This window comes from uncultured Citricoccus sp. (assembly GCF_937871995.1).
Taxonomy (GTDB): Bacteria; Actinomycetota; Actinomycetes; order Actinomycetales; family Micrococcaceae; genus Citricoccus.
Map to the genome: position 1 here is coordinate 120,402 of NZ_CALMQR010000054.1, position 17,835 is coordinate 138,236.

General features: G+C 73.8%; 13 protein-coding genes. 2 read left to right on the forward strand and 11 right to left on the reverse strand.

The features are described from left to right. Positions 1–118: 118 nt before the first annotated feature. A complete protein-coding gene (locus Q0283_RS05365; protein WP_183529686.1) occupies positions 119–571 on the forward strand; it encodes an NUDIX domain-containing protein in 453 nt (150 codons plus the stop codon). 40 nt (positions 572–611) lie between these two features. Here the strand turns inward: Q0283_RS05365 and Q0283_RS05370 are convergent, their stop codons facing one another. The 4 genes from Q0283_RS05370 to Q0283_RS05385 form a co-directional block, all read right to left on the reverse strand. After that, positions 612–1,451 carry a VOC family protein gene (locus Q0283_RS05370; RefSeq protein ID WP_298043523.1) on the reverse strand — a complete coding sequence of 280 codons (840 nt, stop codon included), beginning with the start codon at positions 1,449–1,451 and terminating at the stop codon, positions 612–614. Beyond that, positions 1,448–2,275, reverse strand: coding sequence for a helix-turn-helix transcriptional regulator (locus Q0283_RS05375; RefSeq protein WP_298043525.1), 828 nt, complete (start codon positions 2,273–2,275; stop codon positions 1,448–1,450). The genes Q0283_RS05370 and Q0283_RS05375 overlap by 4 nt, the downstream gene beginning before the upstream one ends. A gap of 161 nt (positions 2,276–2,436) precedes the next feature. Next, complete coding sequence (locus Q0283_RS05380; protein ID WP_298043527.1) at positions 2,437–5,139, reverse strand: ABC transporter permease; 2,703 nt, start codon at positions 5,137–5,139, stop codon at positions 2,437–2,439. Between the two features lie 3 nt (positions 5,140–5,142). Then, entirely contained in the window at positions 5,143–5,991 is an 849-nt protein-coding gene (locus tag Q0283_RS05385) for an ABC transporter ATP-binding protein (RefSeq protein ID WP_298043529.1), read from the reverse strand. Positions 5,992–6,227: 236 nt separating this feature from the next. On the opposite strand from Q0283_RS05385, the gene Q0283_RS05390 reads away from it, so the two are divergent. Next, positions 6,228–7,733, forward strand: coding sequence for an L-lactate permease (locus tag Q0283_RS05390; protein WP_298043531.1), 1,506 nt, complete (start codon positions 6,228–6,230; stop codon positions 7,731–7,733). Between the two features lie 27 nt (positions 7,734–7,760). Here the strand turns inward: Q0283_RS05390 and Q0283_RS05395 are convergent, their stop codons facing one another. The 7 genes from Q0283_RS05395 to Q0283_RS05425 form a co-directional block, all read right to left on the reverse strand. Then, positions 7,761–8,384 carry a hypothetical protein gene (locus Q0283_RS05395; RefSeq protein ID WP_298043533.1) on the reverse strand — a complete coding sequence of 208 codons (624 nt, stop codon included), beginning with the start codon at positions 8,382–8,384 and terminating at the stop codon, positions 7,761–7,763. 409 nt (positions 8,385–8,793) lie between these two features. Then, complete coding sequence (locus Q0283_RS05400) at positions 8,794–9,513, reverse strand: GAF and ANTAR domain-containing protein (protein ID WP_183529672.1); 720 nt, start codon at positions 9,511–9,513, stop codon at positions 8,794–8,796. 120 nt (positions 9,514–9,633) lie between these two features. Beyond that, complete coding sequence (locus tag Q0283_RS05405; protein WP_183529669.1) at positions 9,634–10,380, reverse strand: response regulator transcription factor; 747 nt, start codon at positions 10,378–10,380, stop codon at positions 9,634–9,636. Between the two features lie 92 nt (positions 10,381–10,472). Continuing rightward, on the reverse strand, positions 10,473–11,753 hold the full coding sequence (locus tag Q0283_RS05410) for a sensor histidine kinase (protein WP_298043536.1): 1,281 nt from the start codon (positions 11,751–11,753) through the stop codon (positions 10,473–10,475). A 110-nt stretch (positions 11,754–11,863) separates the two neighbouring features. Then, positions 11,864–13,000, reverse strand: coding sequence for a nitronate monooxygenase family protein (locus tag Q0283_RS05415; RefSeq protein ID WP_298043538.1), 1,137 nt, complete (start codon positions 12,998–13,000; stop codon positions 11,864–11,866). Then, the gene (locus Q0283_RS05420) at positions 13,000–16,422 is read right to left on the reverse strand and encodes an HAD-IA family hydrolase (protein WP_183529665.1); all 3,423 of its coding nucleotides are present in this window, start codon (positions 16,420–16,422) and stop codon (positions 13,000–13,002) included. Before Q0283_RS05420 ends, Q0283_RS05415 begins: the two co-directional genes overlap by 1 nt. Before the next feature lie 195 nt (positions 16,423–16,617). Next, a complete protein-coding gene (locus tag Q0283_RS05425; RefSeq protein ID WP_298043541.1) occupies positions 16,618–17,823 on the reverse strand; it encodes a methyltransferase domain-containing protein in 1,206 nt (401 codons plus the stop codon). Between the last annotated feature and the right edge of the window lie 12 nt (positions 17,824–17,835).

Genomic DNA, 17,835 nt, shown 5'->3' on the forward strand with positions numbered 1-17,835 from the left:
GGACCGGCCCGCGCCCGGCCGCCATGCCCGGACGCGTGGTCCGCAGCGGCCCGGACCGCCAACACGCCAGGGTCCGTCATCTGCGCCGTTTCCCCCGCGAACGGGAGAAGATGGTCCCGTGAGCAATCCCCTGGGCGGTGTCGAGGCCGAGAACCGGATCCTGGTGTCCGCCGTGGTCCTGTACCGGCCGGACGGGCAGGTCCTGACCGTCCGCAAGACCGGCACCACGATGTTCATGTTCCCCGGCGGGAAGCACCGCGACGAGGAGTCCCCGCTCCAGACCGCCGTCCGGGAACTCGCCGAGGAGACCGGCCTGACCGTGCCGGCCGAGGACCTCGAGTACCTCGGCGGGTTCGACACCCCCGCGGCCAACGAGAACGGGCGCCTCCTGCACTCCGAAGTCTTCGCGCTGCTGCGGCCGCTGGCCCGCAACGAGGTGCCCGAGCCCAACGCGGAGATCGAGCAACTGGCCTGGATGGACCCGAAGGCACCCGCCGCCCCCGACGGCTGCGGGGTGGCGCCCCTGTTGTCCGCCGTGTTCCCCGAGATCCTGCGCCGCCGGCCGTTCTGAGCCGTGGCGGACGACGCCACCGTCCAGGCCGGTTGAGGCCCTACCGGCGGGCCTGGTCCTCCTCGGTCATCTGGGCGATCTGGAAGGTCGCCCCGGCGGGGTCGGCCACCGTGGCGAGACGGCCGAACGGGGTGTCCATGGGACCATCGAGGACCGAGCCGCCGAGGCTGGTGATCGTCCGGGCGGCCTCGTCCGCGTTCTCCACGATGAAGTACGCCCGCCAGTAGGACGGCGTCCCCTCGGGGAACCAGGACGGATCGGCCTCGCACAACCCGGCCGTGGCCGCCTCCCCGGGACGGTTGTTCGCGTAGCGGGCGCGCTGGGCCCCGGACTCCGCCCCGTCCATGGCCAGCAGCGTCGGCTCCCAGCCCCAGACGGAGCGGTAGTACTCGGCGTCCGCGTCGAAGTCGAGGCTCATCACCTCGAACCACACGGGCGAGCCCACGGTCCGGGTCATCGTGAAGCCCCCGAACGTCCCGTTCTGCCAGATGCCCAGGACCTCGCCCCCAGGCGTGGTGACCACGCCCATCTGGCCGAGGTCACCCACCGGCATGGCCGGCACCAGCACGTTCCCGCCGGCCGCCGCGGTGTCTGCCAGGGACCGGGTGATGTCGTCGCTCTTGAGGTAGACGGACCAGGCGGCCGGCTGCCCCGAGCCGTCCCCGGACTGGGACATCGCCCCGCCCACGTGGGCGCCACCGTTGGTGATCATGTGATAGTGGCCGAACTCCTCACCGTAGTCATCGAAGCGCCACCCGAAGATGATCTCGTAGAAGGGCTTGACCTCGGCGAGGTCGGGGACGGTGAGGTCCACCCAGACGGGTGAACCGTGGCTGATGCCGATCGAGTCGGTGTTGGCGGTGGGCACGTGGTCGGTCATGACGTCCTCCTGAGGAAGTGGTGGTGCGCGGGCACGAGCGCCGGCAGGGCGGAGAGCACGGGGAACTGCCACGGGGCGGCGGGGGCCAGGGTGATCCGGACGGTGGCGGTGCGGCCGAGCGGGCGGGGATGGATCCCCACGGCGGGACGAGGGCTGGCCAGGTGGTCCCGGGGCTCCGCAGTGGCCGGCACGGCCGTGGCCAGCAGCCAGGGAGCCGAGGCCAGCAGGGGCAGCCGGAACGAGCCCTCGCCGAGGCGCAGGACGCCGGTCACGGGCAGTCCGGTGGGCGAGGGCGCGGGATAGAAGCCGATCCAGACCAGGGCGGCCAGTCCGGGGCCGCCGCGCAGCCCGGCCGGGAGGTGGACGGTGCCGTCCACCGTGCCGAGCAGGCCGGTGGCCGGGTCCGGCAGGCCCCCGGCGAGGTCCGCCTCGGTGACGCCGTCCGGGTAGAGGGTGAACGGGGCCGGTGTCGAGACGGACAGGTCCTCGGCCAGCTGGCGCAGGGCGGACGGTGCCACGCCCACCTCCTCGCGGAACCGGCGGGTGAACGTGCCGGGGGAGGAGAAGCCGACCTCGTGGCAGATGTCGATGACCGGGTCGTCCCCGGCCAGCAGCAGCTGCTTGGCGCGGTGGAACCGGACCCCGGCCAGGAACCGGTTCGGGGTGACGCGGACGCGGTCCGCGAACAGGCGGGTGAAGTGGAACGGGCTGTAACCGGCGGCGTCGGCCATGTCCGCCACCGTGATCGGCTCCGCGGCCCGTGCCGTGATGAAGCTGATGGCACGCCGGGCGGCGGCATCGTGCTCGAGGCGTTGGTCCCTCACCGCTCCAGTGTGGGCCGCGCCGTATCTCCTGTCACCCCGCGGCGGGCCCGGCCGCCCAGCCCGGAGGACATCGCGTCGGCCTGCGGGTCCGGTGCTCATGGAGCCGACCCTAGGACCGCGCGGGTCCCAGGGCCGACTCCGATCGTGCGCAGTGGCCGGGATCAGGCCGTGGCCAGCCCCTGCACCGGGGAGAGCCGGGTGGCCCGCCGCGAGGGTGCCACGGAGGCCAGCAGCCCGGCGGCCACCGAGACCAGCACGATCAGTCCGAGTTCGGGCCACGGCACGGCCGGCCAGACGACCGACTGGCCGATGCCGGCGGCCATCTCCCCGAACACCGTGTGGGCGCCGAAGCCGCCGTAGACGGTGCCCAGTGCGCTGCCGATGAGGGCCGCGACCCCGGAGATCAGCACCGCCTCCAGGGCGAGCATGCCGCGCAACCCGCCGCGGGTCAGGCCGAGGGCCCGCATCAGGGAGTTCTCCCGGGTGCGCTCGATGGCGGACAGGGACAGCGTGTTCGCCACGCCGATCAGGGCGATGAGCACCGAGACGGCCAGCAGGGCGGTGACGACCATGAGCATGCCGTCGATGATCACGGTGAACAGCAGCCGCATGGCCAGTTCGCCGCTGACCTGTTCCTGGGATACCCCGGCGGCCTGGGCCACCGCCGTGTTCAGCTCCTGCAGCCCGTCGAGGGCGATGCCGTCCCCGGCCTGGAGCCACAGCTGCGGGGCGGTCTCCGCCTCCCCGGAGCCCGTGGCGGTCGTCCCCGCACCGGCCCCCGCACCGGCCCCCGGGTCCAGGCCCAGGGCCCGGGCGTCCTCGAGGGAGATCACCGGCACCAGGGCGGAGGAGGCGCTCAGGACGGTGTCGAACTGCCGGGAGCCCTCCGGCCCGGTGACCGTCAGGGTCTCGGACTCCACGGTGTTCGGCACCAGGACGGTGCCGGGCTCGCCCAGGCGCTCGGCCTCGCCGACCGGCAGCCCGGCCACGACCTCGCGCAGCTGCGCGGAGTCGGCGGCGTACACGGCGGTGGAGCCGCCCTCGACCTCTGCGGTGCCGGTCGGCACGAGCAGCGCCGCGGCGTCCACGCCGTCCAGGGCGGCGACCCGATCGCGTTCGGCGGCACCGCCGTCGGCGGCCAGCCCGACCTGCATGTCGACCGGGAACTCGGCCCGGAAGATGGTGTCCATCTGCACCTGCGCGGTACGGCCGCCGGTCAGCATCATCGCGACCAGGGTGGTGCCGATCAGCAGCGCGGAGGCGGTGGCCGCGGTCCGCCCGGGATTGCGCACCGCGTTGAGCCGGGCCATCCGTCCGGGCACCCCGGCCGGGCGGGCCGCCCGGCCCATCACGGACACGACGGCGGGGACGAACAGCACCGCCAGCATCAGCACGCCCACGAAGGACACGGCCCCACCGGCGACGGCGACCCCCAGGTTGACGTTCGCGGCACCCCAGACCAGCCCCGCGGCGCCGGCCACGAGCAGCAGGGCACCGGCCACCAGGCGGACGACGCCGGCCCGGTTGCCCAGGGCGGCGTCCTCCCTCGGGCGCATCGCCTCGAGCGGGGAGACCCGGGTGGCGGCGACGGCGGCGGAGGAGGAGGCGATCACGGTCAGCAGCACGCCCACGGCGATCGAGACGATGAGGTCCCGGGAGGTGGCCTCGAAGGTCAGGAAGCCGAAGCCCTCGTTGGTGGCGCCCCAGGCGACGAGCACGGCGACCAGGCCGCAGGCCACGGCGACGCCGAGCACGCCCCCGGCCAGGCCCACGATCCCGGCCTCGGCCAGCACGGAGCCGCGGATCTGGCGCCGGGAGGCACCGAGGGCGCGTTGCAGGGCCAGGTCCCGGGACCGCTGGGCCACGAGCACCGAGAAGGTGTTGGCGATGACCAGCGCGGTGACCAGCAGGGCGATGGCGGCGAATGCCCCCAGTACCCAGACGAAGACGTCGGAGCCCGTCATCTGCGCCATCTGCCGCTGCGCCTGCACGTCCGGGGTGGCCACGGTGACGGCCAGCCCCTCGGCGTCGGCGGTGTCCTGCAGGGCGGCCGCGACCGCGTCGCGGTCGGCCCCGGGCTCGAGGCGGACCAGCACGTGCTCGGCGTACCGCGCGGTCATGGCCTCGGCGATCTCCGCCTGAGCGGCCTGCTCCTCGGCGCTGAGCCCGCCGGCAGCGTCATCGGGCAGGGCTGCGGCCAGGGAGTCGGCCGTGAGCTGAACGGTGAGGGCCTCGTCGCCGCGGACCTGGATGGCGCCGATGGCGTTCGGGTCCTGGGAGACCTCGGAGAGCCCGACCACGGTGACCTTGCGACCGGCGGCGTCGGCCGCCGTCCCGGACATCAGGAAGGTGCCGGAGCCGACGTCGAGCCCGAAGTCCCGGGCGGTGCGCTCGTCCAGGACGACCTCGGAGGCCGACCCGGCGGCCGGGTAGCGGCCCACCACGAGGTCCTCGGGGATCAGGGACGGGTCCTGCGGGACGCTGGCCACCTGTGCGTAGTCCGTGGTCGGACCCCACGTGCCCGCGCCCTGCCGATCCGCCGGGCGCTTGACGCCCACGGGCGTGACGACGTGCGCGTAGGCCTCCTGGACGCCCTCCACGTCCTGCAGCGGGCCCGGCTCCGCGGACGTGCCGGCCGCGCCGGCCAGCTCCTCCCGGGTCTCGAAACCGGCGTCGGGGGTGGGGGCGATGACGAGGTCGGCGCGGGAGTAGGTGGCGCCCAGGGAGTTGCGCAGGCTGGCGGTGGAGGAGGAGCCGACCAGCAGGGCGGAGGCCAGGAAGGTGACGCCGATGATGATGGCCAGCAGTACCGAGACGTACCGGCGGGGCTGGTGCCGGAGTTGGGACAGGGCGAGGGTGAGCATGGCTCAGGCCACCCCCAGCTTCGCCAGGGCGGCCAGCACGTTCTCGGGGGTCGGATCGCTGATCTGCCCGGCCAGCCGCCCGTCCTCCAGCAGCACCACGCGGTCGGCGTAGGAGGCGGCGACCGGGTCGTGGGTGACCATGATGACGGTCTGGCCCATCTCCCGGGCCGAGCGGCGCAGCAGGGAGAGCACCTCGGCCCCGGTGGTGGAGTCCAGGTTGCCGGTGGGTTCGTCACCGAACACCACGTCCGGGCGGGTGAGCAGGGCCCGGGCCACGGCCACGCGCTGCTGCTGGCCGCCGGAGAGCTCGTGCGGCTTGTGCCCGAGCCGGTCGCCCAGGCCCAGGATCCCCACGACCTCGGCGAGCCAGGCCCGGTCCACCGGCGTGCCGGCCAAATCCAGGGGCAGCACGATGTTCTGCTCGGCGGTCAGGGTGGGGACGAGGTTGAAGGCCTGGAAGACGAACCCGATCCGGTCCCGGCGCAACCGGGTCAGGGCGGTGTCGTTCAGTCCGGTGATCTGCTGGCCGCCCAGTTCGATCCGGCCGGCGTCGGCGGTGTCCAGTCCGGCCAGGCAGTGCATCAGGGTCGACTTGCCCGAGCCGGACGGGCCCATGATCGCGGTGAAGGCCCCGGCGGCGAAGTCGACGTCCACACCGGCCAGCGCGCGCACGGCGGCCTCGCCCCGGCCATAGGTCTTCACCAGCCCCCGGGCGGACACCGCCGGGGCGGCGGCCCCCTCCGACGGTGCGGTGGCACCGGCGGACCGGCCGGGGGCGGTGGCGGAGGAGGCGGTGGTGGGGGGTCCGGAGGGGGCGGGCACGCTCGCGGTGAGGTCAGTCGTGGGGTTCATGCCATCCACTCTGGCCGCTGGACGGGGTACGCGGATCGTTCTGGGGTGCCGTTCCGGGGTGGATCCGGGTCATCCTCCGGGATGACTCGGGGGTGTCCCGGGCTCCGGGAGGACTACGGGGCACCCGGAGCCCGGGTGGACCGGTAGCATTCGCGGGGGCGGTGCTCGGCCCGCCCGCGACATGGACTGACCTGCAGGGACGGCAGGAGGGGACGGAGGCTGCGGTGGACGTGTTCATGGCCGCGCTGCCCATCGTGCTGACCCTGGCCCTGCTCGTGGTGCCGGCCCCGGCCTGGGTGGCCCCGGGGACCGGCCTGGTGACCGCCCTGCTGGCCGGGCTGTTGTGGTTCCACACGGCCCCGGCCGAGCTGGCCGGAGCGTTCGCCGCGGGGATGGGCACGCTGGTGGAGGTGCTGGGCATCATCGCGGGTGGCATCCTGCTCTCCCGGGTCATGGACCGCGGCGGCGCGCAGCAGCGCATCGCCGGCTGGCTCTCGGCCGGCGGCGGTCCCACGGTGGCCTCGGCCCTGCTGATGGTGTCCGGGGTGGTGCCGTTCCTGGAGTCGGTGACCGGTTTCGGGGTGTCCGTCATGATCGGCCTGCCCCTGTTGCTCTCCCTCGGCTTCACTCCCGTGCGCGCCGCGACGCTGGCCCTGCTCGGACTGGCCGTGGCCCCCTGGGGCTCCATGGCGCCGGGCACCCTGCTCGGGTCGGGGATCGCCGGGGTGTCGTTGCTGGACCTCGGCCTGGCCTCCGGGGCGTTCAACGTCCTGGCCTTCGCCGGATCCGGGGCGGTGGCCGCCGTGGTGGCCGGTCGTGGTGCTGTCGAGCTGGCCCGCAGGGAGTCCGCGAGCGGGGCAGGAGAGAGCGGGCCGGCCCGGAGCGGCAGGGCCGGCCCGCCCCGCGCCGCCTATGCCGTGTGGATCGCCACCGGCCTGGTCTCCGGACTGGCCCTGGCCGGCCTCGTGCTCGGCGCGAACCTGCTGCTGGGCACCGCCGTGGCCGGTGCCGTCGGGTCCCTGCTGATGTCCGCCCTCTGGGCCCTGGTGATCAACCGGGGACGACTGGGACCCACGCCGTGGCGCGCCCTGACGCCCTACCTGGTGCTGCTGGTCGGAACCATCGCCGGCCAGATGGTGGAGCGGTTCCTCCTGCCGGGCGCCCTGGGCGCCGTCATCGGCTCACCGGCCCTGTGGTCCACGGTCGGGGCCCTCAGCGGCATCGTGGTGCTGTCCCTCGACCGCGACCACCGTGCGGGGCTTCCCCGGGAGACCTGGCGGATGTGGCGGGGCACCGCCGTGCCCACCGGGCTGTACCTGCTGCTGGGCTATGCGGTCTCCGGCGGCGGGCTGGCACAGTCCCTGGCCGGGGCGCTGACCGTCCTGGGCGCGGGCTACCTGTTCCTGGTGCCCTGGATCGGCGGGCTGGGCGGGTACATCACCGCCTCCAACACGGGCGCCAACTCGATGTTCGGCGGTACCCAGACGGCCTCCGCGCACGCGCTCGGCGTGGACCCGCTGTGGGTGATGGCCTCTCAGAACGCGGCGGCCGGACTCGGGACGCTGACGAGCCCGGCGCGCATCGAGCTGGCGTACCTGCTGGCCCTCTCGCACCAGCGCGCGGACACGCCGGGGCCGACCGTGACGCGGGGCAACATGCTGCGCGTCACCATGCCCTACGTGCTGGCGTGCATCCTGCTCTGGGCCGTCGCCACCATGCTCTGGGTGCCGGCCGCCGGCTGACCGCCGCCAGCACGGGCGGGCCGGCCGTCAGGCATCCACTCCCTGCGCGTCCTGATCCCCGAGCACCCTCGTGACGGAACGCCCCGAGGGCTCGAACAGGAGGACGGTGGCCGGCGGGACCGGGTGGACCCCGTTCGAGGGGTACGGCCCGCTGACGGCGTGCAGGGACTCGGTGGCGGAGGCGAAGCGCACGAGGCCCGGGCCCCGCGCGAGGTAGAGGGGCATGGTCCCGTCCGCGTCCCGGGTCAGCAGGACCTTCTCCCTGAACGCGTCCACGACCGCCAGGGCGAACGACCCCTCGAGCCGCGTCGCGAAGCGTTCCCCCCACCGGTGATAGGCGGCCAGGGCGACCTCGGGGCCCCCTGTTCCGCGGAAGGGGAAGTCCCCGTCCAGTTCCTCCCGCAGCGACTCGCGATTGGCGACCTCCCCGGCGAGCACGAGTCCGAGGCCGAGGCGGTCATCCGCGAGGGGCTGGGCCGCGCCGTGGGGTGCGGGCGAGGCCCCGTGGCGCTGATGTCCCAGGGCGACCCACCCCCAGCTGCTCGTCCCGAATCCGTACGGGGCATGGGTCTGGGCCTCGGCCATGCTGCACACCGTGGCCAGGTCGGCCTGGTCCCCGTGGAAGGCGATCTCCCCGACGATTCCCGCCACGGTCAGGCCCCCTGCCGGCTCGGCGCCTGCGGCCCGGAGGATGGTTCCGTCGTGGACGGCGCACTGCCGGGTGCACCGTCCGCGGGGGCGCCGGCGGACGCGGCCCCGGCAGCCCCAGCGGCACCCTCGGGCGCAGCGGCACTGCCGGTCGCGGCGCCGTCGGGCACGGCGGCGCTATCGGTCACCGGGGTACGGGAGGAGTGGGGGGTCCCGTCAGCCGGTGGTTGCGGGGCAGCCCAGGGGGCAATGAAAGGGGCCATGGCGTCGTCCTCGAGGGTCGTCAAAGATCTTCACGGCCATGGCTCGACCTCGGGCCATTATAGGCATCCCCGTGGGGCGGGTCACAGTGAAGTCCCCCGTGACGTGGGACCGGACGACCCCGGCTGCGGGGGAGGGGGCCCCGGGGAGGTCAGTCCACGAAGTGCGTGGCCGCCGCCCGGCCGTTGCCCACGGAGCGGACGAGCTCGTCCGCCAGGTCCCGCAGCTTGGTGTTCCGCCGGTTCGAGGCGTGCCGGAGCATCTCCACCGCCTCCTGCTGGGAGCAGTGGTTCCGGCCCATCAGGATCCCCACGGCCAGGTCGATCGAGGTCCGCGACGTCAGCGCCGCCCGCAGGTCGGTCTCGACGTCCCGGTGCCGGGCCATGCGGACCGCCAGGCGCATCGTGGTGGACAGGGCCACCGCCTGCCTCTGCACGATCTCCATGCTGTCCGCGTCGAAGGCGCGGGGACGGTCCGAGTAGACGTCCAGGGCGGCCACGGCCTCACCGCCCAGGTCCAGGGGAACACCCAGGGCGGACCGCACGCCGGCCTCGGCGGCCGCCGCGCGGTACCTGGGCCAGCGCGACTCCTCGAGGGTGTCCGTCAGGTACACCAGCCGGTCCTCGCGGGCGGCGGTGAGGCAGGGGCCCTCGCCGAAGTCGTACTGCACCTCGTCCAGGGCCCGGGCGCGCGGGTCGGAGGAGGCCACGGTGGCGGGCCGCTTCGGGCGGACCAGCAGGATCGCGCACCACACCTCGCCGGCCAGCCCGGTCAGGGACCGCGCGGTGGCCGCGACGAGCTCGTCCAGGAAGCCGCTGATGTCCTCCGCACCCAGGAGCAACTCGTGCAGCCTCGTCGCCTGGTCGGTCATGGCCTGGTCTCCTCTCCTCTTCTCTTCTCTCTTCCCCAATGATGCTGATCTGCACACCATGACAGGTCGTGGGCCCGGGGGCCGAGACCCGGCACGCCGGTCAGGGATGCGCCACGCCAGTCAGGGATGCGCCACGCCGGTGCGGTAGGCGGTGACCACGGCCTGCACCCGGTCCCGGGCCCCGAGCTTGGCCAGGACCCGCCCCACGTGGGTCTTCACCGTGGCCTCGGACAGGAACAGCCCGGTGGCGATCTCCTGGTTCGAGTCCCCGCGGGACATGAGCTCCAGCACCTCGCGCTCGCGCGGGGTCAGGGAGTCCACCGCGGCGGACTCCCGCTGCCGTTGCCGGTCGGCCGCGTGGTCCCGCCGCAGCGTGGGGGCCATGTGGTCGAGCAGCCGGCGGGTCGTCGAGGGGGCGATGACCGCATCCCCGCGGTGCACGGTGCGGATGGCCGCCAGCAGCTCCTCGGGCGGGGCGTCCTTGAGCAGGAACCCCGAGGCGCCGGCCTCGATCGCCTCCAGGGCGTACTCGTCCAGGTCGAAGGTCGTCAGCACCACCACGCGCGGGCCGTCCACCGCACCCACCCCGCCGGGTGCGCGGCCGCCGTCGTCCCCCTCACCGAGCAGGGCGCGGGTGGCGGCGATGCCGTCCAGCTGGGGCATGCGGACGTCCATCAGGATGACGTCCGCACCGCGGACGGAGGGCGAGGCCACGGCCTCCCGGCCCGTCGAGGCCTCGCCGACGACCTCCAGGTCCGGCTGGGAGTTGACGAGCATGCCCAGTCCGGAGCGGACCAGCTGCTGGTCGTCCACGAGGGCGACGCGGATCGGGGCGGGGTCTGGGATCACCCCTCCATCATCGGGCATCCGTCATGCCCGGGAGGACGAGTCCCCCCGGGAGCCCGCACGGACATGTCCTCCCGGTGATGACGGTCGGTCGACCGCCGTGCCTGACGGGCTCAGATCTCCTGGTACGGCACCGTGGCCTGCACGCTGAAGCCACCGCCCTGGCGCGGTGCCGCCGTCACGGAACCGCCGAACAGGCCGATCCGCTCGCGCAGTCCGGTCAGCCCCTGGCCCGAGCCGCGGGTCTGCACGGACGCGGCGGCGCCCCGGCCGTCGTCGTCCACGCTGATCTCCAGTCCCCGGGCCGTCCAGCCCAGCCGGGCCATCACCCGGGCGCTCGGACCCCCGTGGCGGACCGTGTTGGTCAGCGCCTCCTGGAGCGCGCGGTACGCCGCGAGCTCCCCGCCGGCCGGCAGCTCGCGGCGCGGGGTCCCCTCGACCGCGAAGTCCACCTCCAGCCCGGTCAGGCGGATCGTGTCGACCAGGTCGTCCACGTCCGCCAGTCCCGGTTGCGGGTGGAGCTCCACCGCCTCCGGCCCCCGGAGCACCCCCAGCAACCGGCGCATCTCGCCCAGTGCGCGGCGTCCGGTGTCCGAGATGGTCTGCAGGGTCCCGACGGCGACCGCCGGGTCCTGCGCCCCCGCGTACCGGCCGCCGTCGGCCTGGGTGATGATCACCTGGAGCGAGTGGGCGACGATGTCATGCATCTCGCGGGCGATGTGGTTGCGTTCGTCGGCGGCGGCCAGGGCCCGCTCCTGGGCGGCCTCGACCTCGAGCTGACGGGCCCGGTCCCGCAACTGCTCCATGGCCAGTCGCCGGGTCCGGGCCAGGTCCCCGAACGCCCAGGCCGCCAGCACGATCGCCGCGCAGGCGATCGCGATGGCCGCGGCGATGACGGCCAGTTCACCGGCGGGCTGTCCCTCGAAACCGGAACCGTTGTCCATGACGGCCGCCGCATCGGGGCTGTAGGGGGGAGCCGGCGCGTAGGCGACCTTGATGCCGTTGAGGACCGCCCCGGTCAGGGCCGTGCCGAGACCGGCGAAGGAGGCCCAGCGCGGCCCGTGGGCGGCGAGGTTGTGCACGGTCATCGGGACGGCGATGAGCGAGGGCAGCAGGTCCGCCCCGAGCACCAGCTGCAGCACGCAGAAGAACACCACGATCCCGGCGGACAGCACCGGCCTCCACCGCCGGATCGCCCACGGGGCCAACTGGCCCACGGCACAGAGGAAGGCGAAGAGCTGCCACGGCCAGAAGCGGTCCATGCCCCCCGAGACCGGGGCCACCGCCCCGACGGCCAGTGGGGGGATGAACAGCACCAGCAGGCACGCCACCAGCACGTCCATGAGGATCGGGTGGCTGCGGAACCAGGTGTCGAGGCGGCGCAGGGGATTCACGGTGTCCCACCCTAGGCCGGTCCGGGCGGCCGCCGCGTCATCCCCGGGTCTGGTCCTCAGGCCGGGACCCGGGTCCGGTGCCCGTGCGTCCTGGGGGCGTGAACCCCGGGTCAGGGCGTCAGGTGCCGGACGATCTCCGCGGCCGGGGCGGCACGCACGGCCGCGGCCCCGACGCCGGCCCACAGGCTCACCGACTCCGCGTCCCCGGCCGCGGTGGCCGCCTGGCGCAGCGGCCCGGTGAGGACGTTGACCTCCGGGTAGGCGGCCGGGGCGTCCGCGTGCTCGCGCATGAACCGGTTGTCCAGTCCCCGGGCCCAGCGCCCGGAATAGGCGCGGGTCAGCGCGGTCCGCGCCGAGCCGTCCGGGTGCGCGAAGCCCGTTCCGGACGCCGTCCGCTCCAGGGCGGTGCGCTGCAGCGGGGAGGTCCCCGCCTCCTGGGCGAGCAGGAACGCGGTGCCGCACTGCGCCGCCGTCGCGCCCGCGTCCAGGACCCCGCCCACGCCGGCGGCATCCATGATCCCGCCGGCCGCCCACAGCGGGACGTCCCGTGCGGTCCCGGTCCCGACGGCGGCCCGCACCTCGGCGAGCAGGGTCATCAGGGGCGTGGTGCCGGGGGTGGCGGCGGGGTCGTGCACCGAACGGTGGCCACCGGCCTCCGGGCCCTGGACGCAGAGCACGTCCGCCCCGTGGTCGAGGGCGCGGACCGCCTCGGCGGCACTGGTCACGGTCACCCCCAGCACCGATCCGGCGGCGTGCAGGCGGTCGAACACGGACGCCGCGGGCAGGCCGAAGGTGAAGGTCACCAGCGGCCAGGCACCGGCCTCGGCCGCCTCGAGCTTGGCCTCCCAGCCGTCCATCGCGTCCGGGTCGAGGACCTCCGGGCCCGGCAGCTCCACGCCCAGGCGCCGGGCCTCGGCGAGCAGGCCGGACCGGTATCGGCGCACCGACTCCGCGCGCCGGCGCCGGGCCGGAGAACCGGGTGCCCTCCGGTCCCCGGGGACCGCCGTGTTCGCCGGTTCGGGGACGAAGAGGTTGACCCCGAAGACCGCGTGCTCCGTGCCCTCCAGGGCGCCACGGGTGCTGGCCACGTCCTGCACGAGCCGATCGACCGGACGCATCCCCGCCGCGAGGAAGCCGATCCCGCCCGCGCGGGTCACGGCGGCGGCGAGCTGCCACGTGGACGGGCCGCCGGCCATGGGCGCGGCGACGACGGCCCGGTCGCCCACCAGGGAGCCGACACCGCTCATCAGAGGATCCCGAGCCGGTTGGCGTCCGGGGAGACGCAGGCCATCGGGTCCACCGAGGCGGTCAGGGACGGGTGCCGGTTCAGCAGCGGCACAGTCCACTTCTCGCCCGGGTGCATGGTCTTCTCCCGGCCCTCCACGTTGAGGTTGATCGGCCGCGCCGACCCCTCCAGCAGCTCCAGCGTGATGCAGTACTGCGTGATGCGCACGCTCAACGGCTGCTTGCGGTAGCGGATGGTGAACTGCACGCCCGAGGCCTCCAGCGGCAACAGGGGGTGCAGCCAGAGGGTGTCCGAACGGGTCTCCACCCCGGCGTAGCACCGGATCACCATGTCCACGGTGCCGGCCATCGCGCCCAGGTGGATGCCCTCCCGGGTGGTGCCGCCCTGCGTGTCGGACAGGTCCGCCTCGAGGGCCTCCGCGAACAACCGCCAGGAACTGGAGCGGTCGGTGCGGGCGGCCACCCAGCCGTGCACCAGGCGGGAGAGCGTGGAACCGTGCGAGGTGCGGGCCAGGTAGTACTCGACCGTGGCGGAGAACTCCTCCGAGGTGAAGTGGTAGCCCATCCGGTGCAGGATGTCCTGGAGCTCCTCGGAGGAGAACAGGTAGGCGAGCATGAGCACGTCCGCCTGCTTGGAGAGCTTGTACCGGTTGGTCGAGTCGCCCTCGGCCTGCAGGATCAGGTCCAGCCGGCCGATGTTGCCGTACGTGTCCCGGTAGTGGTCCCAGTCGAACTCCTCGAGGTCCTCGTAGCCGTCGAACTGGCTCATCACCCCGCCCTCCTGGAAGGGCACCCGCAGTCTCAGGCTGATCTGCTCCCACAGGTCCAGCTCGTCCTGGAACACGTCCAGCCACTCGGTCAGCGGGTCGTCCAGACCGTCCAGCCACCGCACCAGGCGCACCGTCTCGGAGAGCACCCAGGACAGCAGCACGTTCGTGTAGGCGTTGTTCCGCAGTCCCGAACCGGGGGTGCCCGGGTAGCCGTCGTGGTACTCGTCCGGGCCCATCACCCCGTGGAGCTCGTACTGCCCCCGTTCCTCGTTGTAGTGGGTCATGGAGACGAAGAAGCGGCTGATCTCCACCAGCATCTCCGCCCCGTAGTCGGAGATGAAGGTGTGGTCCCGCGTGGCCTCGATGTAGCGCAGGACCGAGTACGCCACCGCGAGGGAGACGTGGCGCTGGTTGTGCGAATTGTCCGGCATCCACATCCTGGACCGCGGGTTCCACAGCTCGGTGGGCGTCTCCTCCCGCCCGTCCGAGCCGGACTGCCAGGGGAACATGGCGCCCTGGAAACCCTCCGCGCGGGCGTTGGCCCGGGCCTCGCCCAGGCGCCGGTAGCGGTACATCAGCAGTCCGCGCGTCAGCTCGGGACGGCGCAGGGTGAGCATCGGGTAGACGAAGATCTCGTCCCAGAAGACGTGGCCCCGGTAGCCCTCGCCGTGCAGGCCCCGGGCGCCGAGCCCGGCGTCCAGGTCCCGGCGGGAGCCGAAGGAGGTCTGCAGCACGTGGAAGGTGTGCAGGTTCAGGGCCAGCTGGTGGCGCTGGTTGGCGCCCAGGAACCCGTACAGGCCGCTGAAGGCCTCGGGCATGATCTCGGGCTGCTCCTGGATCGGTTCCAGCTTCACGGCGAAGCGGTTCCAGTTGATGCCCCACATCTCCTCGTGGTAGGTCAGCAGCTGGCGGAAGGAGCCGGTCCGCTCGATCCGCTTGGCCGCGTTGTGCCACACGGTGGAGACGGCGTGGTCATGCGTGTTGGACGCGGCCACGATCTTGTCGAACATCACCGGCACGCCCTCGGCCAGTTCGATCTCGATGTCGTGGCCGGCCACCATCGGGCCGAGCTCGACAGGGGTCCGGAGGGGCTCCGCGGCGTCCGCGGGGGACTGGAAGCGGGTGCGGGCGGCCATGGCCACGTGCACGCGGGACTGGGTGGTCACGGTCTCGAGCAGCACGGTCTCGCCGTCCAGTTCGCGGGACTGCACCGGCTCCCAGTGGTGGGCGGACAGCCCGCGGTCATCGGGCACGTTCTGGTTGGCCACCCGGCCGTCGACCATCGACCGGACCGTGGCGTGGCCGGACCAGTCCTCCGCCTCCACCGTCAGTTCCAGGGCCGCCAGGTGGTGACCGGCGAAGGACTGGAACTGCCGGGTGGTCACGCGCGTGGTGCGTCCGTGCCGGTCCCGGAACCGGGAGGTGCGGGACAGCAGGCCCCGGCGCAGGTCCAGCTCCTGGCGGTACGAGATCATGTCCGGGTTGCCCGGCAGCAGCTCGTCCCCGCCGGGCAGGGTCACCCGCATGTAGGTCCAGTCCGGGCTGTTGACCATGTGCTCGGTCTCCACCGTGCGGCCCTGGACCGTGGACTCCAGCCGGTTGAAGATCCCGGCCAGGTAGGTGCCCGGGTAGTGGAGGGCGTCGGCGGTGGTGCCGGGGACGGACCCGCGGGTGCCCCAGTAGCCGTTGGCCAGGGTGCACAGCGCCTCCCGGGTGCCCTCCTCGGCCGGGTCGTAGTCGTCGTAGGCGAGCACCCAGGCCGGGTCGAACGGGCGGGTGGTGCGCTGGTCCAGCTGCAGCTCGGTGAAGTCCTCCACCACGACGTCGGCCCCGGCCTGCTTGAGGCGCCCGGGATCCTGCGCCCGGTCCACGCCGACCACCAGCCCGAAGCCACCGTCACGTGCCGCCTGGACCCCGGAGGCGGCGTCCTCGAGCACGATCGCGTCAGCGGGCTCGACCCCGAGCTCCTGGGCCGCGAGGTGGAACATGGCCGGGTCCGGCTTGCCGGGCAGTCCCAGCTCGAGCGCCGTGTTGCCGTCCACCACCACGTCGAACAGCCGCTGGACGTGTCCGGCGCTGAGCACCGGCGTCGAGTTCCGGGAGGAGGTCACCAGCGCGGTGGGCACCGCCTCGTAGCGCAGTCGCGTGAGCAGCTCGAGGGCCTCGGGGAAGACCCGGACACCGTCCCGGGCCAGCACGGCCTCGAAGAAGCCCTGCTTCTTCGCCGCGAGGGCCTGGACGGTGAGGTGCCCGTCCCGGCCGGGCGCCGCCGTCGGGCCCGCCGCCGGTGCCACGGGGACCGGCTCACCGTCCGGGCCGAGGAGCCCGGCGGCCTCCGGGACGACCAGGCCGCGCGAGGCGAAGAACGAGCGGACCCCGTCCTCGCGGGGCCTGCCGTCCACGTGGGCGAGGTAGTCGCTCGCGGCGTCGAAGGGACGCAGGCAGGCCGGGTCGGCCTGCACCGCGGCGATGTTCTGCGGCAGCGCCCCCACCGCACTGATGGAGGAGTCGAACAGGTCCTTCCACGCCTGGGCATGCACCCCGGCGGTGTCCGTGACCACGCCGTCCATGTCGAAGATCACGGCCCGGAAGTGGCGGAGCGTGTGACGTCGGGCCGGCCCGGTCAGGGTGACGGGCTTGGTCAGGGGGTGCATGCGGTCTTCCTGTTCCTCGGATGGTCCTCGGACGGTCGTGTGGACGGATGGCCCGCGGGGGAGCCTTGCGGGTCATGCTAGCGACGGGACCTTGCGGCGCGGTGGGCTGCCGGTGAAAGGGTGGCCGGAATCACCGGGGCCGGTGGGTGCGATCACCGGATCCGGGGGGCGCGGCCGGGCGGGCGGCGCGGCGGGTCAGTCCCGCCGCCGCAACTGCACGAGCACCTCGTAGTGTCCGGTCTGCGGGAACATGTCCAGCAACCGGGCCCGGACCGGGACGTGTCCGGGCATCCGCGCCAGGTCCCTCGCGAGCGTGGTCGCGTTGCAGCTGGAGTACAGCACGTGGGGGACGCCCGAGGTCTCCAGCCAGCCGGCCAGGTCCTCGCCGATGCCGCGCCGGGGCGGATTGACCACCACGGCGTCCGGCAGCCCGTCCGGCCGGTGTGCCGGGTCCGTGGCGTCCCCGACGGCGAAGCGCACCCGGTCCTGGACCCCCAGTTCCCCGGCGGTCATCCGGGCGGCGGCGACGGCGTCCGCGCTGGTCTCCAGGCCCCACACCTGCCGCGGGGCGCCTGCGGGCAGCGGGCCGTCGCCGTGCCGGACCTCGGCGAGCTGGAAGCCGAAACCGCCCACGCCGCAGTACAGGTCCCACACGCTGGCGGCGTCCGTGGTGTCCAGCCAGGCGGAGGCCTCGGCGTAGAGGCGGGCGGCCACGGCCGTGTTGGTCTGGAAGAAGCCCTGTGGGCGCAGGTGCAGCGGGACGCCGTTCAGGCGCATGGTCAGGGTCTGGTCCCCGGCCAGGTGGATCTCCTCCTCGCCCTCGAGCAGCGCCTGGTGCTGCGGGAGGATGTTGGCGGTGACCACCTCGGCGTGCGGCAGGGCCCTGAGCAGTGCGGGGATGGCGCGGCGCAGGGCCGGGAGCTGGTCCGTGGAGCGCAGCACGAAGCGGATCATCAGCCCGCCGTCCGGGGAGAGGGTGGTGATGACGTGCTTGAGCTCGCCGCTGCGGGACCCCACGTCGTAGGGGGTGAGCCCGGCGGCGGTGATGACGGCGGCCAGGTGCGGGAAGGTGGCGCCGAGGGCGGGTTCGTAGAGTCCGCAGTCGCGCAGGTCCACCCCCCGGCCGTCGTGGTGCCTCGGGTGCTGGCGGGGGTCCAGGATGCCCAGCCGTGGGCGGGCGGCGGTGCCCGTGACGACCATCTTGGCCTTGTTGCGGAAACCCGACTCGGCCGAGGCGACCGGGTCCAGCCAGAGGTCCGTGCCGTCCGGGGCCTCGGTCCCGGCCACCGGGTCCAGCAGGGCCCGCACCCCGGCCTGCTTGTCCGCCAGTTGCCGGGGGTAGGGAACGCCCATCAGCGGGCAGGACCGGCACTCGCCGGCGTCGAAGTGGGGGCATTGCATGGTGCCCCCAAG